Source organism: Enterococcus sp. B2E4, from assembly GCF_030499455.1.
GTDB lineage: Bacteria > Bacillota > Bacilli > Lactobacillales > Enterococcaceae > Enterococcus_D > Enterococcus_D casseliflavus.
The window spans coordinates 139987-164410 of sequence record NZ_JAUKPK010000005.1 but is presented as its reverse complement, the minus strand read 5'-3'; the positions used below and the strand labels follow the sequence as shown (position 1 = coordinate 164410).

Below are 24424 nucleotides of genomic sequence, written 5' to 3'. Positions count from 1 at the left end.
TTGCCCCTTTCAAATTCCTAATGAATCAAATATGTTTTCTAGTACACCGATTTCTGGAATCAAAAATAACGATGCCTCTAATGTTTCTTTGGCGTAGACGAACTCATTACGGATCACCATCACCTGCTCATCATACTGGGCCATCGCCAAATAGATGGAGCTGATCGCTGCGCCAAAGAAATCATAGCTGGCGCTTGGTAAAGACGCACTCAGCTGGGTTTCCAACAGTTGGCCGATAGCGATCAAAAAAGAATTGGTAAGGATGTTGGTCAACTCGTTGATGACCGATTGCTTCAATTCTTCAGACGGATCGCTTTCTTGGATCATCAACTGACGCAATTTTGCGGCGGATTCATCCGTTAAGACAAACAAGAAGATCCCTCGAAACGCCCCTTCGATCTGGCTCATCACCACATGAACTTCTTTGTCTTCCGCCATGATCTGCTGATACAGGTCCTCATACGCTAGAATCTCGACTTCCGGTACCCGCATATCGATCGGTTGTTGGACGAGCTTTGATAAACTAGTCGCAGCGTGACCACCGCCGATATTGATCAGTTCTTTTAGGCCATCGATCTGCAGCGCTGTATAGCTCATAAGCGGTCATCCTTTTTTTCCTGACAGATGGCATGAATGTCTAGGATCAGTGCGATCGAGCCGTTGCCCATAATCGTTGCCCCTTGATAGCGATTCAGCTTTTGCAGCAATGGATCGATTTTCTTGATGACGATTTCTTGCTGGCCGATCAGCTCATCTGCCAAAATGCCGTGAAACTGCTGGTCATTGTTGACGATGATGGCGAATTTTTTCTCAGATGGATCGCCTTCGATCGCTAAGAGTTGATCGGTCCGAACCAAGGGAATCAACTCCTCTTGAAAACGATAGACCTCATCCGAGACCGTCTGGATGATCTCTTCTTCTTTGACCATCACCACGCGTTCGACGAGATTTAATGGGATCGCAAAGGTTTCTGCTCCGACGCGAACCATCAACGCTTGAATGATCGACAGAGTCAATGGCAATTTGATCACAAACTGCGTGCCTTTATTTGGCTGGCTCTTCATTTCGATCGTACCCCCTAGTTGGGTGATCTTGGATTGCACGGCATCCATCCCGACACCGCGCCCAGAAATGTTAGTCACTTCTTGTGCCGTTGAAAAACCAGGATGGAAAATCAACTGCTGCAACGCTTCATCGGAAAGACCTTCCGTTGCTAAGCCTTTCTTTTCAGCACTTGCTTTGATTACTTGCGGATCAAGGCCTTTGCCATCATCCTCTAAAGTAATGATTACGCGATTGCCTTCTTGGTAGGCCGCCAAGCGAATCGTGCCCTTGCGCGGTTTGCCCAGTTTTTCCCGAACATCGGGTGCTTCGATGCCGTGATCGACAGAATTACGCAACAGATGGACCAGAGGTTCACTCAACTCAGAAACTACTGTTTTATCCAATTCCGTTTCTTCCCCAAAAATGACAAGTTCCATTTCCTTTTGCAGTTCATTGGATAAGTCCCGAACCATTCGCGGAAAGCGACTAAAGACGACATTGACTTGCTGCATGCGGATCCGCAAGACCAAATCTTGCAGCTCAGAGGTCAATCGTGAAACTTGCTCTAAGGGGTCTTTGACTGCTTCGATGTTTTCCCGCTCACTGACATCTTCTAATTGATTGCGATAGACCACCAATTCGGACACGAGATCCAAGAATGAATCTAAGCGATTCAAGTCGACTCGGATCGATTGATTTTGGGCGGACGCATGATGCGCGGGCGTCGGCGATTTTTCTTTCGTTTCTGTTGTCGCTCGTTGAAGAGCAGAAGTCTCTGGCTCTGGGGTCGGCACTGGTTGAAGCAGCTCTTCTGCCTCCTCCAACACAGCGGCTGATGGATCAAACGGTGCCACCACGAAGGCTTCGATCTCACTATTGCTGGCGATGTTTTGCTCGACATCAGCCAGTGTTTGCTGCGTCAAATACAGCAGTGAAAAATCTGATTCAAAGGTGCCTTCTTCGAGTGTTTGGGCATCTGGTTCTGTATAAAGAACATCCCCTGCTTGGCCAAGCTTTTCCATGATCAAGAAGGCACGAGCACCTTTTAACATGGATTGGGCATCTAAGCGAACAGCAATTTGGACCGCTTGATAGCCATCTCCAGCCGCTTGCTCGATCACATACAGATCAGAAGGATCGATCTGTTGAAGCTGTGGGGTTAACGCGCCCACTGCGGTGGGTTTTTGGCTTGCTTCTGTCTCGGTTGATATACCGCCAGAATGTTCCGTTTGGTCAAGTTCGGCCAATAAATCGGCAATTTGAGCTGGCTGCAGGTCTCGTTCTTCCCGCAAGTCCTCCACAAGTTCTGACAGGCGATCCAGACATTTGAAAATCAATGAGATCGATTGCTGGGTCACTTGCAAGGTCCCAGTTTTAAATAACTCAAAAATATTTTCCATTTTATGGGTCAGCTGCGTCATGACGTCATAGCCCATCGTTGCCGCCATCCCTTTAAGGGTATGGGCAGAACGGAAAATATCATTCAGCAAGGCGCTATCTTTTGGATCGTTTTCCAATTGCAAGACATGATCATTCAACTGTGCTAAATGATCGTCTGTTTCTTCAAAGAAAAGGGTACGATAGACACTATTGTCATCCAAATGGGTCCCTCCTTTACAAAATTATACTTTTTGATAGATAAACGAATCGATTTTCTTGAGGCCGAATTGTTCCGCAAAATTGATCGTTTCTGTCGCTCCCGTAAACAAAATGCCCCCTGGGACCAATGCATCGCTGAATTTTTGATAGACGGCATCCCGAGCATCACTTTTGAAATAAATCGTCACATTGCGGCAAACGATCACATCAAAAGGCCCATTGTACGGGTCTTTCAAAAGATCGTGTTGCTTAAAATGAACCCGCCGTTTGATTTCTGGTTTGATCTGAAACTGGTTCTTTTCTTTTGCATCAAAAAAACGGGTACGTTCTGCCGCTGAGACATTCCGCAATTCGTGGTCTCGATAGAGTCCTTGCTTGGCTTTTGCCAAAATTTGCGTATCGATATCGGTAGCCAAGACATTGGCTGCGGCAATTTGGTTTTTTTCTAGCAGCATCGCGATCGTATAGGGTTCTGCCCCAATCGAACATGCGGCACTCCAAATTTTGGGCAGCGTGGTTTTCGGGAGAACAATGGTTTTCAAGACGCGTTCAAAGGCGTCAAACAGTTCTTTGTTGCGATAAAATTCCGTTACGTTAATGGTGATATGGGCTAAAAAAGCCGCCCGCACCCCGTCATCGCCTTCGATCAATTGCTGGTATTCCCTCAACGTTTTTGCCCCGCTGTTTTCCATGATCGTAAGGATGCGGCGCTGCATTTGATTTTCTTTGTATGCGGCTAAGGGAATCCCTAATCGGCGATCCACCCACGCATTAAATAAGGCAAATTCTTCTTCCATCTTCTTCACCTGACCATCTGTGCAATTTTTGCTTCAATGCCCTGCAATGGCAGGACTTCATCCACGACTCCTTGTTCAATGGCATACCGCGGCATCCCAAAGACTGTACACGTTTCTTTGTCTTGAACGATCGTATAGCCCCCAGCCGCTTGGATCTGTCGTAAGCCAGCGGTGCCGTCTTTTCCCATCCCCGTCAAAACCACTGCCGCTAGTTGCGGGCCATAGTAGTCAGCTGCTGAGGAAAAAAGATAATCGACGGTTGGCCGCGTCCCATGCCGTTTTTCTCGCTGGTCCAGCTGCAGGTGCCCTTGTTGGACCGTCATGTGGTAATCCCCTGGACAAAGATACACTTGATTTTCGATCCGCATGCCGTCGACTGCTTCTTGTACTCGGACGGTTGTCTCTGTGTCTAAGCGTTTTGCAAAGGAAGCCGTGAAGCCCGCTGGCATATGCTGAACGATCAAAATCGGGCAACACAAACGCGCAGGCAGACGGCGAATAATTCCCAGCAAAGCACGGGGGCCGCCTGTTGAAGCACCAATGACTAGCGCATCAAGTGATACCGGCAAGCTGTTTTGTGTCAGCTTAGTGGGCTGGGCAATCGTTGGCATCAGGGTTTGAACCGTACCGACTTCATGATCCATCGCCAAAATCTTTTGATGAAATTCAGCGATCCATTCTTTTTCGATCATCGATAGACTGACGGGTTTTTCCACAAAATCTCGGGCTCCAAGCGCCAAAGCCTCAATCGTGGTTTCTTGATTGGTTAATGAACTAAGCATGATGACGGGAATGGCTGATTGCTGTTTCATCCTCCGCAAGGTCTCTAATCCGTTCATCACTGGCATCTCCACATCCATTACTACCAAATCGATCGCTTCTTTGGTCAGATAGTCCAATGCTTGTTTGCCATTGCGGGCAGCGACGGTCACCTCGATATCAGGCAGCTGATTCAATAAATCTGTCACTACTTTCCGCATGAATGCCGAATCATCGACGATCATTACTTTTTTCATGTCCCTGTACTCCTTTTACAAATAAACGATTTCTTGTTTGACTTGCCGAACCATGGTCTTGAAATCCTGAAGATCTACGATCATCGTTCGACCAGCGCTGCCGCCAACATGTTTGGCTACGATCGGAATGTTTAGCCGAGCCAAGACTTCCTCGACGGCTTCAATATTGCGCTGACCAATATTGCTGGCAGCGTTAAGCGTCTGGAACTGAAACATATTGGCGCCGCCAACGATTTTCGCTTGAAAGCGAGGCCGTCGGATCTTTTGTTCCAGCTCAGCCACCATCGCTGGCAATGCCAAATCCGCAAACTTCTCGGGCTTGATTTCCCGCTTGTGCAAAAAAGGCTGACTATCTGGCAGCATAATATGACTCAAGCCGCCGATATGACTGGCTTCATCGTAAATGATCGTGCCGATGCAAGAACCTAAACCCACCGTGATCAAACGCGTCGGCGCTTGGGCGATCTTATACTCCGAGATCCCCACATGCAGTTCCTCATTCACGGTCATCATTGTCATGGTCATTGGCGGCTGCCAATTCCTCTGTCTGATAGGCGTCTAACTCCGCCGTCATCTCAGCGGCTTGTTCATAGCTGAAGAGAAACGGCAGCTCCAATGCCAGCACAAGTTCATCGTCTTTTTTCAGAAAGGCTTCGATATAGTTTTGCTTGAGTCCTGATGTATTTAGTTCCGCATTGCTAGGACTTTCAACGAGCGGTAAAATGCCGACGATCTCTTCCACGTAAAGGCCGATCGCCTGCTCTTGCCAGTGACACAACAAGACCACATTTTGCCCAGTTTCCGGTGTAAATTCATCAAACAGCTTTTTGCGGATGTCAATGATCGGCACCATTGCCTCTTCAAAAGGCTGGATCCCCAGCACGAAATCCGCCACTTCCGGCAGCTGGGTAAAAGAAGCAGCCTCAATGACCCGTACCACATAGTCGATACGCAAGGCAAAGAGTTGTTGATGACTTTTAAATACAACGTATTGTTCCATTGGCGTCACTGCTCCTTTTTAGAATTTGAAACTATCCACTTGGAATTTAAGGATAGTGGCGATCGTTTCGATCTCTTGTACATTCCGTTCAAAGTCTTCGATGACTAAGTAGAAGTCCTCTAAGTTTGCCGTTACTTCTTGGGTGCCGGCAGAGGTTTCCGAAACAGCAGCCGAAATGTTGCTGACGGAAACTTGAACCATGTCTTTTTTCTCAACGATCCCCGTAATATGGGCTTCCACGGCTTGAATACTTGAAACCAATTTTTCGACAATATCAGAGATCTCATTGGCTGACTCGATCGCTTTGTTGATATTGTTGGTTTGTTTTTCGCCGCTTTCAAAGGAATCCGTCACTGCAGAGACCACTTTTTCCGATTTTTTGCGGATCGTTTCAATGATCGAACGAATGCTTTTCGTTGATTGACTGCTTTGTTCCGCCAAGCTGCGGACTTCTTCCGCAACGATGGCAAACCCTCGGCCCGCTTCTCCAGCTCGAGCTGCTTCGATGGATGCATTCAATGCCAGTAAGTTGGTCTGATCAGAAATGTCATTGATCAGCTGAACGATCTTACCGATGCTTTGGACATCTTCGTTCATGTCGTTCATGCTTTCTACTAATTCTGCTTGGTTTTGCCGTTCGATCTCCCAGCTTTCAAATACATGGAACATCATTTCTGAATTGTGGACATTGCTGCTTTGGGATTGACCGACATAGCCATTCATCAATTCGATCTCTTTGTGGATCTCTTCGATACTTAAGGCTAGCTCGTCCATATCAAAGGAGGTTTGTTCCGCTTCGGAGGCTTGTGAACTAGTGGCATCTGCGATGGCATTCATCGTCTGACGCACATTTTCAATTGAATTTTTGGCATTTTTTGAGGTTGTCGTTAAGCCGCCTACCATTTTTTCCATTCGGCTGCTTTCTTCGTGCATGCCAACGATCACCGCTTTGAAGGTGTTTAAAACCCCTTGAAAACGATTTTGAACTTGCCCAAAAAGAGAAGTCTGGTCGCTGCTGCCGATCTCATCAATATGCGACAGATCGCCAGAACCGACTGCTTCTAGTTCTGTCAATAACGTATCCATGCCCGAGTGGGTCTCTTTTTTTACCAAATAGGTCATTCCTACTAACACTGCGATTTCTAGCAGCAGTACGATTACTGAAAAAATAAAGAAACTTTTTGCTGCTTGTCCGTCTCCGTGGGTGCGGATCACGAAGAAATAGCATCCTAATAATACGATCAGGGTAAATCCTAGCGGAATCAACGTCGCCAAGCGGATTTTTTTGATGATAGCTTGTACCTTCTTCTTCATAACAGTATCCTTTCCTATGCAAAATGATCAGTCGTGCTGTTTATCAAGATTCGCTCTTCACTTGATAATCGTTGGGTCACTCCTTCTTTATCCGATTATGAAAACAATCTTCTAGTTCTTTAATCGGATCTTTTGCTAGAAAAGTTAAGCATCTTCACCAGACATATGTATCTTTTGGATCAGCAAAGCGCGTATAGCCGCCTTGATATTCATCACGAACCAAGCGACCGTTTTGCAGCTCGACCACCCGATTACGGACCGTATTGACCATCGTACTGTCGTGGGTCGCCAAGAGGATCGTGGCACCGACTTGATTGATCCGCAAGAGCAGTTTCATGACTTCAACGGCTGATTTGGCATCTAGATTGGCGGTGGGCTCATCGGCGATCAAGACTGCTGGCTCTGTGACGATCGCCCGCGCAATCGCTACTTTTTTGCGCTGTCCCACGGAAAGCTCCTCAGGATAGTGATCCTTTTGAGGAAACATGCCCACCAGTTGCAGCGCTTTGGCGGTTTTTTCCTGACGCAGCTTGCGGGGAGTGCCTAGTACTTGCAGCGCATAATCGACGTTTTTGGCAACCGTCAGATAAGGAAGCAAAAGGTCTTCTTGTCCGACGATACCGACTTGTCGTCGAACCATATAGAGATGACGGTCTTTGAGTTGTTCCAACAAGACATTGCCGACTTGGATAGAACCAGCCGAAAGCTCTTCTTCTTTCAAGAGCAATTTGAATAAGGTCGATTTGCCCGCACCGCTGGGACCCACCACATAGATAAATTCTCCTTGAGGGATCGCAACAGAAATATCGGCCAATGCCAACGTGCCATTGCTGAATTTTTTACTGACCTTGGTTAAGCGAATCATGTTCTTTCTCCTCTAATCTGTAAAACGATTGATCACGGACCACATCTCATCGGCTGTCTGCATGGCTTTCGTATTCAATCCATACGCACGCTGGGTCGTTAACAAGTCTGTCATGGACGTCGCTAGATCCACCGTCGACTGTTCTAACTGTCCTTGCAAGACGCTGCCAAAGGCTGCTGGATTGGTTTGCGAAGTAAGCAACGCTTGATCACCGGCACGGTAAAGTTGGTTGCCCACTGGCGTGATGTTTTCTGTATTCGTCGGCTGATAAAGGGTCAGCTGCCCCAACACGCGAGTCTGACCATTTTCTTCCGTCGTCAGCTGACCGCTGGCATCTATTGCGATTTGCTGCGCATCTGGCCACTGAGGGGTCGGTACGTTTGTGGTCATTGCCACAGGGTACCCTTCACTATTGACTAATTGCTTGTTCTCACTTAAATGAAAATTGCCTGCTCGACTCAGCAGCAATTGACCAGTTTGGTCCCGGACCCCGAAAAAGCCATTGCCTTGGATCGCGAGATCTAATGGCTGAGCAGTGCCCGCCAGATTGCCTTGGGCAAAACTGGTAGTCGTAGTCGCTTTTGCCCCCATTGACGCACCATATTGGGCGGCGTTGCCATTAAATAGCGTTTCTTCTGCACCGATGGCATTTTCCATCAATGCTTGAAAATGGGTCGTTTGTGCTTGATAGCCATTGGTATTGACGTTGGCGATGTTGTTGGCTGTCGTGTCTAAGTTTGTCTGCAAATGATTCAACCCAGAACGGCTGATTCCTAATAATCCACTGATATTCATTGACTCATCCTCAAATCTTTCCTAATTCGTTGACCGCTTTTTGCAATGTCTGATTCGTTGAACTCAAGGCTTTCTGATTGGCTTCAAATTCGCGAGAAGTCTGGATCATCGCCACCATTTCATCGGCAACCGCTACATTGGCTTGTTCTAAGGCACCTTGCTGGATCACGGGTGCATTCACCGTGGTTCCTGCTGCGTTGCTAGTCACATAGTTTTGACCAGCTGTAGTCAATGCTTCTGGGGGGAATGTTTGGATCAGAAAGTTCGCTGGTCCCAAGGCGCTGACTGCTTGTCCATTGGCACCCAAGACAAGATAGCCTTCTTGTGTCACGTATTGATTCTGCTGATTGACGGTAAAGTCGCCATTTCTCGTATACAACCGCTGCCCCGCATTGTTTTGAACGACAAAGTAGCCTTCGGAAAGCAGTGCAAAATCGCTGGCTTGTCCGGTCTGTTTGACGGCGCCTTGGTCTTGACTGATGGTACTGCCTGCCAATTGGGTCCCTAAAGACAATCCACCGATATCACGGCGGGTATCCGCATTGGGCCCGCCTTGGTAATTATGCAATGCCACTTCATCTAGCGCCGACTGGAACAAAGTTTTTGCTTGATACCCTGTTGTATTGACATTGGCAATATTGCCGCTCGTCGTCTCTTGTCGCTTTTGTAATAATGAAATGTTCCGTGATAAGACATCCAATCCTCGAATCATGCCAGTTCCTCCTCAATCAATGTGCGCAATTTGGCAATCGTTTTGCCATGAATTTGTGAAACTCGCGGAATCGAGACTTCTAAGATTTCAGCGATTTCTTTTAACGTCAGTTCTTCGGTATAGTACAAACTTAAAATCAATTGTTCCCGTTCCCCTAATTTTTTGATGCACGCCACCAAGGCGGTGCGTTTTTCTTCAGCGACCAAGGTCTCTTCGACATTTTCGGCTGGATCCCGAACCATATCTTTTAAGGTCATGCCTTCTTCTTGGTAAGCAAACAAGGTATCTTCCAAAGAGACGCTGGCTAAGTAGTGCAGACTCTCATAAATATCCGCTAGTTGACTTTGGTTGATTCCCAGCTGTTTGCAGATCTCGGTGTCGGTCGCTTCTCTTTTGAGGCTTTGCTCCAACTCTTGCCGTGCTTGATAAAACTGATTGACTGCCGCCATTTTGTATCGGGAGATTTTGGCGTGCTTGCGTACTTCATCAATAATTGCCCCTTTGATGCGAATCGCTGCATAGCTTTCAAAAGGAACTTTTTTTGAGGGATCGAATTTCCGCAAGGCATCCATCAGCCCAATCACCCCAATATTATAGAGATCGCCTGATTCATAATCGGCGGTTTTGATAGACAGGCGCTGAACCACCCGTTCCACTAGCGGCAGATACTTGATGATCTCCGCTTCTCGATCGACTTCATACATCGGCGATGCCCCTTCCTAAGAAAATTCTGCTTAAATGTCAATACTGCCCACCGTTTCGATCGCAATTTCATTGGGAATCTCATTTAGAGAAAGAACGGCGATATCTGGAAAATTAAAAACGATCATTTTTTTGAATGCTAACCGGATCTTAGGCGATGCTAAAATGACGAAATTGATATTTTGAGCGATCGCTGCATGTTGGATCCCACTGATGGAATCCAACAGCTTGGTCACGGTATCTGGTTTTAAGACCGGGTACGAGCCAGTTGCGGTTTTTTGGATACTTTGAGCGATGATTTCTTCTAGTTTCGGCTGGATCACCGCCACTTGCAGCTCGTGGTTCTCATTGGCATACTTGGCAGCGATCGTCCGTTTAAGTGCTTGGCGAACATATTCTGTCAAAACTTCTACGTCTTTCGTGACAACGCCGTAATCGGCTAAGGTTTCTAAGATCGTTGCTAAGTCATTGATGGGAATTTGTTCATCCAATAAATTTTGTAAAACTTTTTGGACCTCGCCGAGCCGCAAAATATCGGGGATCAATTCATCGATCACGACATTGTACTGCTCTTTGATGCCCTCCAATAATTTCTTGACTTCTTGGCGACCTAACAGCTCTGGTGCATGGGCATAGATGATTTCTTTTAAGTGTGTTGCGATCACGGTCAACGGCTCGATAATCGTAAACCCTTGCAGATCCGCCATCTCCTTATCGGATTCATCGATCCACATAGCATCCAGATGAAAGGCTGGTTCTTTTGTTGTGATTCCTTGAAAAGGAAACGGCTCTTCATTCGGACTGATCACCATGACTTTATTCGGGTAAATATCGCCGCGGCCGACTTCGTTGCCGCGGATCTTGATCACGTAATCATTGGCATCCAAGTAGAGGTTGTCGCGAATACGAACGGGACTGACTAAGATCCCTAATTCTCTAGCACTCTGTTTACGGATGGCCACGATGCGGTTCATCAAGCTGTTGTCGATCGAACTATCCACGATAGGGATCAGACCATAACCGATTTCCACTGAGATTGGTTCCACTTGGAAGGAAGCCACGGAATCGTCTTCTTCCTGTGCTTCTTTTTTGCGTTCCAGTGCCAATTTTTGTTCCCATTGTTTTTGTTCCACTCGCTGCTTTTCTTCTTTTTGCGTCACCAGAAAGCTGGCTGCGAAAAGGCCTAAACCAATCAACACAAAAGGCACAAACGGAAACCCAGGAACTAAGGCTAAGACGAAGAGAATCGCCCCCACGATCCGAAACAGTTGGGGATTACGCATCACATCTGCCGCAATATCCAAACCAAAGGAACTATCGTTATCGGAACGAGTCACGATCACCCCAGAAGCAATCGAAATCAATAAAGAGGGAATCGAGCTGACCAAGCCATCCCCGATCGCCAGTTTCCCGAATTGGGCGAAGGCTTCCATGACGGTCATTTGTCCCCCCATGGAGAAAATGATCGCCCCGCCGACTAAATTGATGACAGTGATCAAGATCCCTGCGATCGCATCCCCTTTGACAAACTTGCTGGCACCATCCATCGAACCAAAGAAATCAGCTTCTCGTTGCAGATCTTTTCGTCGTTTGCGGGCATCCGCTTCCGTGATCAAACCGGCATTTAGGTCGGAATCGATCGCCATTTGCTTGCCAGGCATCGCATCCAATGTGAAGCGAGCAGTCACTTCTGAGACACGCCCTGCACCATTGGTCACGACGACTAGCTGAACCACCATGATGATCACGAACAAAATGATCCCCACGATGTAATTGCTGCCAGCAACGACATTGGCGAAGGCATCGATCACGTGTCCGCCATTTCCTTGGGTCAAGATCAACCGCGTGGAAGATAGGTTCAAACCTAAACGAAACATCGTTGTGATCAGCAGCAAGGTTGGAAACGTAGTGAATTCCAACACTGATTTGGTAAACAGGGTGATCAGTAAAATGTTGATCGCGATCGTCAAATTGATAATGATCAGAATATCTAATAGTGCACTCGGTAATGGAATAATAATCAAACCAATAATAGCTAGGACGATCACCGAGATTAAGATATCCGCCAGACCAATGCCTTTTTTCGGTTTTGAGGCAGCCTCATTCATTTTTGTTCCTCCTGTTTCCTTAAATCTTGCCGCGTTGGCTTTCTTCTAACTGATAGACCAAAGCGATGATTTCGGCAATGGCTTCATACATCTCAACCGGGATCAGATCCCCGGGTTCTACTTGGCGATAAAGGGCTCGTGCCACTTCACGGTTTTCGATTTGTGGAATATTTTCTTTCAGTGCTTCTGCTTTCATCCGCTGCGCCAGCTGATCTGCCCCTTTGGCCAAGACCCGCGGCACCCCTTCACTGCTGGCATCGTAACGAATCGCAATGGCGAAATGGGTCGGATTGGTGATCAAAACCGTCGCTTCTTTGACGTTGGCGATGGCATTTTGGGTCATCGCACGGTACTTCGCTTTGCGCTGTGCTTTGACTTGCGGATCACCTTCCATTTGCTTGAACTCTTCTTTGACTTCCTGCTTGCTCATCATCAAGTTCTTACGATGGCTATAGCGTTGGTAGCCGTAGTCGACTACGGCCAATATGATCAAGAAAATCGAGATCTGTAAAAACAATTCTTTGGCCCGCAGCAGCATGAACAGGATCGTTTTTTCCAACCCCACTTCACTCAAACCCAGTAAAACAGGGACGGCGGCTAAAAATTGTTGGTAGCACAAGTAGACGATCACGCCGAATTTCGCCAATGTTTTGCCTAAATTCATCAACGAGCGCAAACTGAATTGCTGCTTGATCCCGCTGATGGGGTTCAGCTTTTTAAAGTCTGGTTTGACGGCCTTGCCAGAAAACAACAGACCAACTTGGGCATAATTCGTGATAAGCCCGACTCCGAGCGCGACCAGAAAGACGGGCGCACACAACAAAAGCAGCAGCAAGATACTCTGCACCCCCAGTTTCGGCAGATCCGCCAAACTGGTTTGATAATCAGCCAGCTGCGCCAAACTTCGGGAAAAATAAGGCAAAAAAGAAGCTGCGAAAAACTGCCATAAAGACAGGATCAAAAACGAGAAGACCAATAGCGAAACAGCTGCTGCTAATTCCTGGGTCTTAGGGACCTCCCCGCGTTTGCGGGCATCCCGCAGCCGCTTGGCACTAGGTAGTTCGGTTTTGCCATCTTTTTCTGCCATCTTCTCACCTCCTGCTGGCTACCTGTTACTTTATTGAAAGGACTCGATAAACTCCTGCAAATAGCGGACCGTATCTGGCAAGTGTTTGCCTAAGTACGAAAGAACATTGGGTAGTAGCAAGAGAAACACCACAAAACTGATGGCGGTTTTCATCGAAAGACTCATCATCAAAATATTGATCTGGGGAATCGACCGAGAAATCACACCTAGCACCAGGTCCACCAACAGCAGCGCAATGATCATTGGTGCCGCAAGATTGACTGCCATCACCATCATTTGGCTGAAAAGTTTGACGATGCCTTCAACCGTCGTTCCTTGGATCACCACAGAGCCTAAGGGCACGATCCGAAAAGACAACAGCAATGCTGTGATCAGTCGATGATGCAGATCAAGTCCAAAAAACACAGCGATCGTCAGCCAATAGTACGTTTTGCCATACTGGGAAGAGGCGATTTGCAACGTCGGATCATAGGCTTGCGCCATCGAAAAGCCTACTTGAAAGTCGATCAGTTGACCCGCAATTTCCACACCAGTAAAGACCAGCTGACTCAAATAGCCCATCGCCATCCCAAACAGTACTTCCTTGATGACGAAAACCGTCAGCATAAAGAGGGAAAGCTCGGGAATCGCAGGTGTCGTCGGCAGACATAGGACCGTCAACGCCATGCCGATCACGATTTTTGCCAGTGACGGAAAATTTTTCTGTGAGAAGATCGGACAAAGGACGACAAACGCCAATATTCGACAAAAAATCAACACCGTCGCTTGAATCGGCGCCATCAGGTTTCCTCCTTACATTGCCGCAATCATCTTGAAAATCATTTTGGTAAAATTCAACAAGAGATTCAGCATAAAATTCCCCGCCAAGATCAAGGTCAAAAAAATCGCTAATAGTTTCGGCACAAAGCTCAACGTTTGTTCTTGGATTTGGGTAGTGGCTTGAAAAATACTGATCACCAATCCAACGAGCATGCCAACCAATAAGGCAGGGCCAGATATCGCTAAAATTCGAAGAAAGGCTTCCCTTAGCACATCAAGTACCATTTCTACTGTCATTTCCTCTTGGCTCCTTTCTTAGCGGCTATTGAAAGCTCTTGATCAGCGACTCCACGATCAGATACCAGCCATCCACTAAAACAAATAGTAAGATCTTGAAGGGCAGTGAGATCATGATCGGCGACAGCATCATCATCCCCATCGACATCAAGATACTGGAGACGACCAGATCAATGATCAAAAAGGGGATAAAAATCAAAAAGCCGATACTGAAAGCCGTTCGTAACTCACTGATAATAAACGCCGGTACCATAACGGTCAGAGGAACATCGTCAGAAGAATGATACTTTTCGGTCTCCCCATCAGCTTCCGCAAACAAGGCAATGTCTTTTTCCCGTGTCTGTACCATCATAAAGGCCTTGATCCGTTTTTCTGAGCGGTCAAAGGCTTCGGCTTGGCTGATCTCTTGTCGATCAAACGGTTCGATCGCTTGCTGGTAGACGTCGGTATACACAGGTTTCATAATAAAAAATGTCAAGAATAAGGCCAACCCGATCAACACTTGATTGGGCGGGTTTTGCTGTGTACCTAACGAACTGCGCACAAAGGACAAGACCATGATGATACGAGTAAAAGAAGTCATCATGATCAGCAAGACTGGTAAAAGGGAAAGCAGCGTCAGCAACAAGAAGGTATTGATCGTATCACTTGAGCCATTCCCATTCGACAATAAATTGTTGATGGTGGAACTGACGTCTTCCGTGTCTAGCGCAAATGCCGTCTGCGGAAGCATCAGACTGCTGAAAAGGACCGCAGCCATGATCTTGATATCTCTGCCTTTGATCTTCATTTTTGCTTGCCTCGTTTTCCAGCAATTTCCGCCTTGGCTTTGTTGAGCCATTCAGAAAAGTCTTTGCCAGCTTGCACTTGGGTGCTTTCTAGGCTTTGCTGTAAAAAAGCGGCCGTTTCTTCTGGCGTCAACTCTTTGATGATTTGGTTTTGCTGTTCAGAAAAGCTCATGACATAACATTTGTCCATGATTTGGACGATCCCGATCGAAGACGACTTGCTGACGGCGATTTTTTGCAAAATACGCAGCTGGTGATTGTGCTGGTTCGTGTAACGATTCAAGTATTTCAAACTGATGTTGATCAAATAAAGAATAAGCAGCAAAAACCCAATCATTTTGACCAGCGATAAAAATGTTTCCATCAACATGCCTCTTTCTATTGGATCACTAAATCCGTCACATAAACATCCTTGGCGATTTCTGATCCGTATTCCTGATTAATTGTTTCTTTCAATGCTTTTTTTAAATTCGGTACACTTTCGGCGGAGCTCAAAATACCGCTGGCCTTTTGTTGGCGCAATAAATTTACGACGCTGTCACGAATGACGGCCACATTTTTCGTGGCTTCCGCGCTTTTTTCCTCATCCGCCACTAAAATCGATAAATTGACCTTCATGTATTGCTGCTCTTGGTTGTCTTCTTTGGCCAGATTGACTAAAAATTCATCCAATGCCACGATCGCTTCGTCTGAGGAGATTTTGCTGCTGTCTTTTGCTGTTTCAGCAGCTGCTGTTTTTTCCCCCGTCAAAAAGTGATTCGTCACTAAGGTCCCGCCGATACTGCCGCCGACTACCACGATCAAGAGGATCGGCAGTAAAACAACCATACTCAAGCCTTTTTTCTCTTTTTCTGCTTTTGGTGCTTTTTCTTCTTTTGCCATCTTTCCCACCCTTACGTTTTCACTTGGTTCGAATGGATCACCGTATGATACTCGATCACCCGCTGCGCAACTTCTTGCGCAGCTTCCGTCACCACTAATGTTTTGCCGTCTGTCAGTGTGATCAATGTATCCGGCATTTCTTCGATCCGATAAATCAATGTTGGATTTAAATAGAATGGCTTGCCATTCAATGCTGTCACTAGAATCATGGTCAAACTCCTCTCAATGATGAAGCGTCACGTTCTTAACGTTTTAGATTCAATAATTCTTGCAGCATTTCATCAGAAGTCGTAATACTTCTTGAATTTGCTTGATAGGCACGGCTCGCAATGATCATTTCGGTAAATTCTGTCGAAAGATCGACATTGGACATTTCCAAGGCACCTGCTTGCAGCGTTCCTGCGCCATTGTTGCCAGGTCCTGCAACGATCGGATTCCCTGAGTTGCTGGTTTGGATATAGTTGTTGCCGCCGACTTTTTCTAAGCCTTCTGGGTTATTGAAGGTTGCGACACCGACTTTTCCCATCACAAAGGTTTGATTGCCGTATTTTGCCAACACTAAGCCATTGGCATCGATCGCCATGGAGTTATAGGTCAAGGTTTCCCCATTGACGGTCAGTGTGCTTGGGATCGACAAGGGAGATACCGCATCTTGTCCGCTCAATGCCGTGTTTTCATCAAAGTTGTCATCATAGACAACTGGTTGACCGCCGTTGACTGAACGACCTAAGACTTGCATCCCATCACTATTGGTCAAGGTTCCGTTGCTGTCGCGCACGAATGCGCCATCTCGTGTGTAATAGGTTTCGCCATTTGCTCCTGGTCCTTGTACCATAAAGTAGCCCTGTCCGCTGATATAAAAATCCATGCTGCGACCTGTCGATTGCGGGGCACCGACTGTATTGATAGTATCGATGGAGCCCGTCTGAACCCCTAAACCGATCTGCGTTGCGTTGATCCCGCCTAAGCCATTGCCTGGCGCAGTTGCGTTAGACATCGTTTGGCTCATCATGTCTTGAAAAAGGACTCGACTTGATTTGAATCCAACCGTATTGACGTTGGCGATATTATTGGAAACCACGTCCATTTTCGTTTGAAGATTTTTCATTCCACTGACACCTGAATATAATGATCGTAACATGCTTGTTTTCCTCCTTATGGTTGGCGTATTTTCCTCTGTCATTCAGAAAATACTTGCAGCCCCTTTTCAGTCCAGCTGCTATTTGATAAATGTGGCGCTGTCAATATTGGTGACGGTGTGAAGCTCATTCATCCCCATCGCCGTAATGATGGTTCGTGAATGGACATCGGCGATCAAGCCCATATCTTTGTACACGAGCAGTGATTCTTTGCTGCCTTTTTCCGCGAGCTCACTAAGCGCCGTTGAAAGGGATTGATAATCATCGTCTTGTAAGGTCAATTCTCTTGCGGTCAAACGCTTTTGCGCATGATGCGAGACTTTGATGTCGCTTTGTTTTTGTTCAAGCATTGCAGAAAAGGCTTGTTTGTCCACGCCTTTGCGGGGATGTTGATAAGTCTCCCCGGCAACTTTTTGCAGCCCCTGTTGTATCCTCAAACTCATTTTGCTTCGCCGCCAATCTCTTGGATCGCACTCATACTGTATTCTTTGCCATTTACGACGATCGTGGCGTAGCCATTGGCAAAGCGGACTTTTTCGATGGTTCCTGACAATGTTTCTATGCCGTCCATCAGAGTGACTTGTTTATTGATCAAGCTAAAGGCTTGCTGCTGTTGCTGTAAAATCACCGAGGTCGTCAATGTTTCGCTCAATTCATTCAAGCTCTCTAAGGTCGTAAATTGAACCAGTTGCGAGATATAGTCGGTGCTACCACCACCAGAAGAATCGCTGCCTCCCATCGATGGGTTGCTCATAGATGCGGCTAAGATCTTCAAAAAATCATCCATGGAGATATCTGAAGATTTTTTTGTTTGCGTTAATGCCGATGTATTGGCAATACCGGCCGCAGCTGCTGTAATTTCATCTGCCATAGGTCTCCTCCTTTACACTAAAATACTGATCGCATGATCGATCGGTGCTAATTGCGGCTCTTCCTCAGCCGTATTGCTTTGATGAAATGGCTTTTTGCTTTGTCCTTTTTGAGCCTGTAAAAACCGCTGTTGGCTTAACTGACTGTCACTTGCCATCATACTGCCGGCAAAGGATTGATTTGCCAGCGGACTAGCCTGCTGGACAGAAGCTAACGTAGGTTCTTTGATCGCTAGGATCGGCTGCTCTTGCTTTTGCAAAACTTGCTCTAGCTCATGCTTGATGGACAGCAATAATTCTTTGGCTTGTGGCTGCTGAACGGTCAGTTCTAAGCGGCTGCCTTGGGCATTCGTTTCTAGGGAAAGCTGGATCGTGCCTAATTTTTCGGGAACGAATTGCAGCGTGATTTTTTTCTCGCTTGCCGTGCTGCTCGTTTGGACGAGTTGGGCAGTCGCTTTTGCTAAGGGCAGGACCGCTTGCTCCATACTCGCTTTTGTTGGCGTTAGTCCTTGCTTGGTCAAAAGGGGAGAAACATCAAGTAGCTGCAGTGCTGGTGCCGCTATTTCATTGTCGGTTGCTGCTGAAGAAGCAATGGCTTGTGCAGAAACAGCTTCCGCTTTTTTGGCGACTGTTTCATTCGTGCGTTGCAAGGTGCTAGTCGTATCCGTCGCTTGGTTGGTCACTGGCGACACTTGATTTAATGGTCCCGTTTGGCCCAATTGCGCGGTCCCTTCGGTGGACTGTTTCAGCTGTGCTTCTGTCGTTTGCGCAATCGCGGCTTGTGTTACTGAATCGACTTCCTTGATTTCCTTGAAAGGAGCGATTTCTTTTGCCGTGGTCTGCTCCTCGCCTACTAAGTCTTCTGGCAAAGGTGTTTCAAGCGTTGTTGCTGCGGCTTCACTTCTGTCATTTGTCATCAAAGCTAGACCTTCAAGCGCAGGCTCGGAGGGGTTGATGACTGTGGTGGCTACGTCTATTGGTGCTGGAAAAGCTGCTGAAACACTGTCGAGAGAAGCTGCTGTGGCGCTCGTTTGGTTCTGCTCCGTCGTTGCCATTGATGCCTGTGGCGCTTCTTGAAGCAAGCCTGCAAAAGGTGCCTGGCTGATCTGGCTCATTCCTGGCGCTTGTGTCGTTGCAGGTTGTTCGACTGCTGGAGTGATTTCTGGCTCCTGCGGCAGATGTTCCATACTGCTGGCAATCCCCATTTCTGGTGCGGTGGCGGTTTGCTCCGTCATACCTGATGGTTCGAAGGATGCTGGCAGATTGCTTGCTGTTTGTTCTGTCAGCTGTTGCATCAGCAAACTGAAGACTTCTGGTGACGCCTCCGTCTTTTTTGATTTGCTACCGACAGGTACAGCGGTTGCGGCACTTGTTGTGATCTCTTTCATTGTTCACCTCCTCTCAGCTGATGCTTTGAAACCAAGGTCGTCTCATCACTAAAACCATTAGTGCTTTAAGAAAATAAGGCGCGATTGCCAAACTCATCCAATTGTTTTTGCTCTTCCAATTGCTGTTCATAGGTGTATTCAGCGAATTGTTTTTCTCGCAGCTTTTCCACGATCTTGCGTTCCTGCTGCGCTTCTACCACCACCGATAAAGACTCTGCCAATTCTTGCTTCACGTGAAACATTTTGTTCTGAACCTCATCGATGGTGGCATTCAACGCAAGCAAATAGCGTTGCTGCACTTGCATCCGCCCAATGGTCATCTCATTGACATCAAAAAGCTGGGCTTTTTCCTGTGTCAGCGTATTCAGGTGCTGTTCTTGCTGAATCAACAATTGTTGTTTTTGGGCGTAAGCGCGTTTGGCTTCTTGCTCAATGGTTTTTCGGTGATCCAATACTTTTTCTAAGGAAAAGTGAAATGCTTGCATAGCTGCTCCTTTATGATCTGTTTTACATGGTCGAACGCTGGCGCTCGATCAGCGCTTCTTCACTGAACAAATGCGCCAGTTCAAAAATCGTTTGTTCAAATGGGATCCGCTCATCCACTTTTTGCTGTAAAAACCTCAGGATGGGGTGATGCAACGCGATCGCTTGGTCGGTCAACGCATTGCTGCCGCTTTTGTAGGCACCGATATCGATCAAATCCTTGGCCTCTGCATAAACGGCCATGTTTTCTTTTAGTTCCCCCGCATGTTTATGCTGTTCCTCAGAAACAAGGGTCTTCATCAAGCGGCTGAGGCTGTTTTGAATATCGATGGCAGGATAATGATTTTGAGCGGCGATTTTTCGGGACAACAGAATATGTCCATCAAGAATTCCCCGCACCGCATCAGCGATCGGTTCATTCATGTCATCCCCTTCTACCAAGACAGTATAAAAGGCCGTGATCGAGCCTTTGTCCGACATCCCACTGCGTTCTAACAACTTCGGTAAAGCTGTAAACACAGAAGGGGTATAACCTTTGGTCGTCGGCGGCTCGCCTGTCGATAGACCGATCTCCCGCTGTGCCATCGCAAAACGGGTCACCGAATCCATCATCAATACGACTTTCTTCCCTTGATCGCGGTAATACTCAGCGATCGCTGTTGCCACATGAGCCCCTTTTAATCGTACGAGAGGCGGCATATCGGAGGTAGCACAGACAACGACCGACTTGCGGTAACCTTCTGGGCCTAGATCATTTTCAATAAATTCTTTGACTTCTCGTCCCCGCTCGCCGATCAAGCCGATCACGATGACATCGGCTTCGCAATAACGAGCCAACATCCCCAATAAAGTACTCTTACCGACCCCGCTGCCGGCAAAAATGCCGATCCGTTGGCCAAGACCGACGGTCAAAAGACCATCGATCGCCCGGACACCTGTCGGCATGATCTCAGCGATTTTTTGACGGCGAAAGGGGTCAGGAGAATCTTGACTAACTGGATATTCTGGCGCACTTTCCAGCTCCAGCGCCATATCTAACGGTCGCCCTAGTCCATCTAAGGTGTGCCCTAGCAGTGTATCATCGATTTTTACCGTCAACGATTTGCCAGTTGGCCGCACCAAACAGCCCGGTCCGATGCCTTCTAGCTGATCAAGGGGCATCAGGAGCACGGTTTTTTTCACAAAGCCTACGACTTCAGCTAAGGCTGTATGTGTCTTGTTTTGCAATGCGACTTCACAGATTTCCCCTATGAAAACCGCCAGCCCTTCGACTTTGATCAGCAGACCTACGACTTCGCTGACTTTGCCGTAGGTGGTAAAAAACGGCTGTGCTTGCGCCGTTTTGCGCAGCGCTGTGATCGGTAATTCAAACGTCATTCCTTCACACTGCTTTCTAGAAATTGGCTCAAAAAGCGCGCGATTTCTTTCCTCAGTTCAAAAACCACCAAGGCATTTTCAGATTCGATACAAAAATCGTGTTCCGCCAAGCTGTCATCTGCCATGAGTAAATAGCGAAACCCGCTGATCGTCTGCTTTTTGGTTTCCAACAATTCTCGCAACCCTGCAAGATGCTGCTCTTGGCTGCGAACAGTCACAAATTGATCGGGTTGTTCAAATTGCCATAGCACAGACTCCACAAAAGGCAGGAAGCTTGCTTGCTCATCTGTAAAACGTTGATTGATCAAGGCTTCAGCGATTGCCGTGCCGTAAGCGATCATTTCTTGCTTTTTCTCTGAGCGAAAGGTGTTGATCTCAGAAACGGCTTCAGCGACATTGGCTTGGGCTTGTGCCATCAATGCTTGCGCGGCTTCTTTGCTGGCATTGAGTCCTTCTTGATAGCCTTGTTGAAAGCCGTCTGCTTGTCCTGCTTGAAAGCCTTCCGTTCTCGCTTCTGCTAGAATTTGCGCCGCTTGTTCTTGTGCATCGGTCAAAATCTGCTGCTTCAAGGCTTCCATTTGCTGCAGATGCCGTTCCTGCTCCAACTGGCGTGCACGTCTAGCCGCTTGCAGTTCTGGGTCTAAGCTTGGTTTCTCAATCGGCGCTTTGATGGTCGTATCCGTCAAAATACTGCGCGCAGCTTCGGTCGTTTTGACCGCCTGCTGCTTCAATAAACTGCTATTTGACCACTGCATCTTGGTCGCCCCTTCCGATGTAGATCTCACCGGTTTCATCTAGCCGTCGAATCACAGCCACCACACTTTGTTGGGCTTCTTCTACAGCAGATAAGCGGGTAGGACCCATAAATTGAATTTCTTCTTGCAGATTTTCCACCGCCCGTGATGAGAGGTTGGAGAAAATAAAGTTCTTGATGTCATCGGTCGTGCCTTTAAGCGCTAAGACTAAGACATCGTTTTGAACATCTCGTAAGACTTTTTGAACATCCAAGCGATCGAGGGTCACGATATCCTCGAAAGTAAACAAGCTGGATTTCACTTCGTTGGAGAGTTCTGGTTGCCGCTTTTCTAAGTCGTTCAAAATGTTCTTTTCGGTGCTGCGGCTGACTGAGTTCAAGATCTCAACCAGAGTATGCACACCACCGACATTTTCCGTATCGTTCTCAATGTAATTCGAGAATTTGTTCTCGATCACTTTTTCGATCCGTTCGATCACCAAAGGCGACGTACTGGAGATCGTCCCGATCCGTTCAGCGATCTCCACTTGCAAATGATCGGGAAACTGCGACAAGACGCTGGCCGCTTTGTCCGGCTGCATGTAGCACAAAATCAACGCTACCGTTTGCGGATGTTCACCGATCAACAGATTGGTCAACTGTTGAACATCGGCTTTGCGAGCGATATTAAAGGGCCGTTCCCGCAGCTGAATCTGAGTCAATACGTCAATAACTTCTTTGGCTTTTTGAGGGCCTAATGCTTGGTTCAGCAAATTTTTGGCATAATCGATCCCGCCGTCTAAGACATATTTGCGAGCCGTTGCGGTATGAGAAAATTCCTCCAACACTTGATCCCGCTCTTCGGGACTGACAAAGTCGATATTGGCGATCTCATAGCTCACCTTTTGTATAAATGATTCTGGCAGCAGCTTCATGATCTTTGCAGAGGTATCTGATCCTAGAGAGATCAGAAGAATCGCTGCTTTTTTTACCCCGTCTATTGTATCCATGGCTGCCCCCTTATTTTTCTTTCATCCAAGCTTTGATCAATTCCGCCGCTACTTCAGGATTGCTTTCGGCATAATTTCTAGCCGTTTGATCCAATGTTGGTTCTCCTGAATGTTCTGCTGCGGCTTCTTGTGTGGATGCTTCTGGCACCGCTGGTTTCGTTTCAGCAGACCGATTGCCGACACCGCCAAAAACGACTTCTTGTGCAACTGACGGACTTGTACCAGTGCTAACTGCTGACGGTTGTGCAAAAGTGACCATTTCCTCCGTCACATCGACTTCCAGCTCGTCTTCTTTACGACGACGTCGGATCACGCCAACGATCATTAAAATCACTAAGAACAAGGCCAACACGATGCCGCCGATGATGGCATACTTGAGATAACCTTTGGCAGCTGCAATCGGTTCATTCCCTTGCGGATCAACGGCTGGATCAACCTCTGCTTGGGCAAAGTCAAATCCTTGGATCGCGATTTGATCACCACGGTCATTGTCATAGCCGACGGCACTAGCAATCAACTGCTGCAATTCTGCTTGATCCGCTTGCGAAAGGTTCGCATTGATCACGATCGAGCTGGTCATTCGTTCGATCATGCCAGGGGCCGTAATGGTTGTGGTGGTCTCGGTATCCAATTCGTTTTCCACCGAACGGCTGTAGGAATTGTTTTCCTCTCCATCCGTGCCCGTCACATTGGAGACATTGTCATCCACCGTCCCTGTTTGGGCTTCTTGGACGGTCCCTTGCGAACCAGCAGCCTGCACTGTCTCACTCTTGATCTCTGGGTCATCATAAGTAACTTTCTTCCGCTCGATCGAGTCAAAATTCAAGTCTAAATTGATCGACACTTGGAATTTGTCTGCACCATAGATCGGTGTCAGCAACTTCGCTACTTTTTCTTCTAGCGTTTTTTCGTAGGAATCTTTGATGGCAATGTATTTATTGTTCAGGCCACTTAATTGACTGGCTTCATCTTCGGTTCTCGTCAAGGTATTGCCCGCGCTATCAACGACTTTTACATTTTCTGGCTTCAGCTTTTCCACTGCCCCTGAAGTCAAGGTAACGATCCCTTGCACGGACTCATCTGAAATCTGCTGATTTTTCAAGGTCAACACGATAGAAGCAGTTGGCGCACTTTCCTCAGAAGAAAAGACACTTTCTTCTGGCATTACGAGTAAAACTTTGGCGGATTTGACCGCATCGATCGACTCGATCGCCCGTTGCAGTTCGCCCGTTACTGCCCGCTGATACATGATCTTGCGGTCTTCGTCGGTTGTCATCATGTTGGCATCATCAAATAATTCAAAGCCTGTACTGGTATTTGGTAATTTATTGTCCACGGCAAGATTGATGCGGTATTCATCGACTTGGTCCTTGTCGATCAAAATAGTCGTCCCATTGTCGGCTAATTTGTAGGCGATCTGCTGTTCCTCCAAATCCTTGCTGATCGTTCCCGCATCGGCATCGCTTAGATCCGTAAACAAGATACCGTATTCAATTCGCGTATTTAAATAATACACAGCTGCTGTGATTCCGAGAACGCTGATAACGGAAAGAACAACGATCATTTTCTTTAAAGAGCTTTGCATTTGCCAACGGTCTTTGAGTTGTTCTGTCCATTCTTTCACTTTATCCATCATTTATCCTTATTCCCTCACCCACTG

The 24424-nt window shown here is 47.2% G+C and carries 28 protein-coding genes; all 28 read right to left on the bottom strand.

What is annotated here, in order from left to right:
• Positions 1–9 precede the first annotated feature (9 nt).
• Positions 10–597 carry a chemotaxis protein CheC gene (locus Q1X33_RS04800; protein ID WP_005226634.1) on the bottom strand — a complete coding sequence of 196 codons (588 nt, stop codon included), beginning with the start codon at positions 595–597 and terminating at the stop codon, positions 10–12.
• Entirely contained in the window at positions 594–2645 is a 2052-nt protein-coding gene (locus tag Q1X33_RS04795; RefSeq protein WP_005226633.1) for a chemotaxis protein CheA, read from the bottom strand. Before Q1X33_RS04795 ends, Q1X33_RS04800 begins: the two co-directional genes overlap by 4 nt.
• A 21-nt stretch (positions 2646–2666) precedes the next feature.
• Positions 2667–3440 carry a protein-glutamate O-methyltransferase CheR gene (locus tag Q1X33_RS04790; protein ID WP_005226631.1) on the bottom strand — a complete coding sequence of 258 codons (774 nt, stop codon included), beginning with the start codon at positions 3438–3440 and terminating at the stop codon, positions 2667–2669.
• A 5-nt stretch (positions 3441–3445) separates the two neighbouring features.
• A complete protein-coding gene (gene cheB / locus Q1X33_RS04785) occupies positions 3446–4456 on the bottom strand; it encodes a chemotaxis-specific protein-glutamate methyltransferase CheB (protein WP_005226630.1) in 1011 nt (336 codons plus the stop codon).
• A gap of 15 nt (positions 4457–4471) precedes the next feature.
• Complete coding sequence (locus Q1X33_RS04780) at positions 4472–4981, bottom strand: chemotaxis protein CheD (RefSeq protein WP_005226629.1); 510 nt, start codon at positions 4979–4981, stop codon at positions 4472–4474.
• Complete coding sequence (locus tag Q1X33_RS04775) at positions 4953–5456, bottom strand: chemotaxis protein CheW (RefSeq protein ID WP_010748543.1); 504 nt, start codon at positions 5454–5456, stop codon at positions 4953–4955. The genes Q1X33_RS04780 and Q1X33_RS04775 overlap by 29 nt, the downstream gene beginning before the upstream one ends.
• An 18-nt stretch (positions 5457–5474) precedes the next feature.
• Positions 5475–6770 (bottom strand): methyl-accepting chemotaxis protein, encoded by a 1296-nt coding sequence (locus tag Q1X33_RS04770; RefSeq protein ID WP_301969563.1) that lies wholly within the window; start codon positions 6768–6770, stop codon positions 5475–5477.
• Positions 6771–6924: 154 nt separating this feature from the next.
• Positions 6925–7635, bottom strand: a complete 711-nt coding sequence (locus Q1X33_RS04765) for a cell division ATP-binding protein FtsE (protein WP_005226626.1) — start codon at positions 7633–7635, stop codon at positions 6925–6927.
• Between the two features lie 12 nt (positions 7636–7647).
• Positions 7648–8430 (bottom strand): flagellar hook-basal body protein, encoded by a 783-nt coding sequence (locus Q1X33_RS04760; protein WP_005226625.1) that lies wholly within the window; start codon positions 8428–8430, stop codon positions 7648–7650.
• Positions 8431–8440: 10 nt separating this feature from the next.
• Positions 8441–9142 carry a flagellar hook-basal body protein gene (locus Q1X33_RS04755; RefSeq protein ID WP_005226624.1) on the bottom strand — a complete coding sequence of 234 codons (702 nt, stop codon included), beginning with the start codon at positions 9140–9142 and terminating at the stop codon, positions 8441–8443.
• On the bottom strand, positions 9139–9846 hold the full coding sequence (locus Q1X33_RS04750; RefSeq protein WP_005226623.1) for a sigma-70 family RNA polymerase sigma factor: 708 nt from the start codon (positions 9844–9846) through the stop codon (positions 9139–9141). The genes Q1X33_RS04755 and Q1X33_RS04750 overlap by 4 nt, the downstream gene beginning before the upstream one ends.
• Before the next feature lie 30 nt (positions 9847–9876).
• Positions 9877–11952 (bottom strand): flagellar biosynthesis protein FlhA, encoded by a 2076-nt coding sequence (gene flhA, locus Q1X33_RS04745; RefSeq protein WP_005226622.1) that lies wholly within the window; start codon positions 11950–11952, stop codon positions 9877–9879.
• Positions 11953–11971: 19 nt separating this feature from the next.
• On the bottom strand, positions 11972–13039 hold the full coding sequence (locus Q1X33_RS04740) for a flagellar biosynthesis protein FlhB (protein WP_005226621.1): 1068 nt from the start codon (positions 13037–13039) through the stop codon (positions 11972–11974).
• Positions 13040–13069: 30 nt separating this feature from the next.
• Entirely contained in the window at positions 13070–13819 is a 750-nt protein-coding gene (gene fliR, locus Q1X33_RS04735; RefSeq protein WP_005226614.1) for a flagellar biosynthetic protein FliR, read from the bottom strand.
• Between the two features lie 12 nt (positions 13820–13831).
• Positions 13832–14095 (bottom strand): flagellar biosynthesis protein FliQ, encoded by a 264-nt coding sequence (fliQ, locus tag Q1X33_RS04730; RefSeq protein WP_005226613.1) that lies wholly within the window; start codon positions 14093–14095, stop codon positions 13832–13834.
• A gap of 25 nt (positions 14096–14120) precedes the next feature.
• The gene (fliP, locus tag Q1X33_RS04725) at positions 14121–14885 is read right to left on the bottom strand and encodes a flagellar type III secretion system pore protein FliP (RefSeq protein ID WP_005232783.1); all 765 of its coding nucleotides are present in this window, start codon (positions 14883–14885) and stop codon (positions 14121–14123) included.
• The gene (locus tag Q1X33_RS04720) at positions 14882–15247 is read right to left on the bottom strand and encodes a flagellar biosynthetic protein FliO (protein ID WP_005231716.1); all 366 of its coding nucleotides are present in this window, start codon (positions 15245–15247) and stop codon (positions 14882–14884) included. The genes fliP and Q1X33_RS04720 overlap by 4 nt, the downstream gene beginning before the upstream one ends.
• 14 nt (positions 15248–15261) lie before the next feature.
• On the bottom strand, positions 15262–15765 hold the full coding sequence (gene fliL, locus Q1X33_RS04715; protein WP_005472968.1) for a flagellar basal body-associated protein FliL: 504 nt from the start codon (positions 15763–15765) through the stop codon (positions 15262–15264).
• Positions 15766–15776: 11 nt separating this feature from the next.
• Positions 15777–15974: a flagellar FlbD family protein gene (locus Q1X33_RS04710; protein WP_005226609.1), complete on the bottom strand. Its 198-nt coding sequence runs from the start codon at positions 15972–15974 to the stop codon at positions 15777–15779.
• Positions 15975–16009: 35 nt separating this feature from the next.
• Positions 16010–16906 (bottom strand): flagellar hook-basal body complex protein, encoded by an 897-nt coding sequence (locus Q1X33_RS04705; protein WP_010748537.1) that lies wholly within the window; start codon positions 16904–16906, stop codon positions 16010–16012.
• Positions 16907–16984: 78 nt separating this feature from the next.
• Positions 16985–17347, bottom strand: coding sequence for a hypothetical protein (locus Q1X33_RS04700; protein ID WP_005226607.1), 363 nt, complete (start codon positions 17345–17347; stop codon positions 16985–16987).
• The gene (locus tag Q1X33_RS04695) at positions 17344–17775 is read right to left on the bottom strand and encodes a flagellar hook capping FlgD N-terminal domain-containing protein (protein ID WP_005226606.1); all 432 of its coding nucleotides are present in this window, start codon (positions 17773–17775) and stop codon (positions 17344–17346) included. The genes Q1X33_RS04700 and Q1X33_RS04695 overlap by 4 nt, the downstream gene beginning before the upstream one ends.
• 12 nt (positions 17776–17787) lie before the next feature.
• Positions 17788–19161, bottom strand: a complete 1374-nt coding sequence (locus Q1X33_RS04690; protein WP_005226605.1) for a flagellar hook-length control protein FliK — start codon at positions 19159–19161, stop codon at positions 17788–17790.
• A 65-nt stretch (positions 19162–19226) separates the two neighbouring features.
• Complete coding sequence (fliJ, locus tag Q1X33_RS04685; protein ID WP_005226592.1) at positions 19227–19646, bottom strand: flagellar export protein FliJ; 420 nt, start codon at positions 19644–19646, stop codon at positions 19227–19229.
• A 22-nt stretch (positions 19647–19668) separates the two neighbouring features.
• On the bottom strand, positions 19669–21021 hold the full coding sequence (gene fliI, locus Q1X33_RS04680; protein WP_005226590.1) for a flagellar protein export ATPase FliI: 1353 nt from the start codon (positions 21019–21021) through the stop codon (positions 19669–19671).
• Positions 21018–21776 carry a hypothetical protein gene (locus Q1X33_RS04675; protein WP_034868939.1) on the bottom strand — a complete coding sequence of 253 codons (759 nt, stop codon included), beginning with the start codon at positions 21774–21776 and terminating at the stop codon, positions 21018–21020. The genes fliI and Q1X33_RS04675 overlap by 4 nt, the downstream gene beginning before the upstream one ends.
• Positions 21760–22764 carry a flagellar motor switch protein FliG gene (gene fliG / locus Q1X33_RS04670; protein ID WP_005226586.1) on the bottom strand — a complete coding sequence of 335 codons (1005 nt, stop codon included), beginning with the start codon at positions 22762–22764 and terminating at the stop codon, positions 21760–21762. The genes Q1X33_RS04675 and fliG overlap by 17 nt, the downstream gene beginning before the upstream one ends.
• A 10-nt stretch (positions 22765–22774) precedes the next feature.
• Positions 22775–24397, bottom strand: a complete 1623-nt coding sequence (fliF, locus tag Q1X33_RS04665; RefSeq protein ID WP_005226585.1) for a flagellar basal-body MS-ring/collar protein FliF — start codon at positions 24395–24397, stop codon at positions 22775–22777.
• Between the last annotated feature and the right edge of the window lie 27 nt (positions 24398–24424).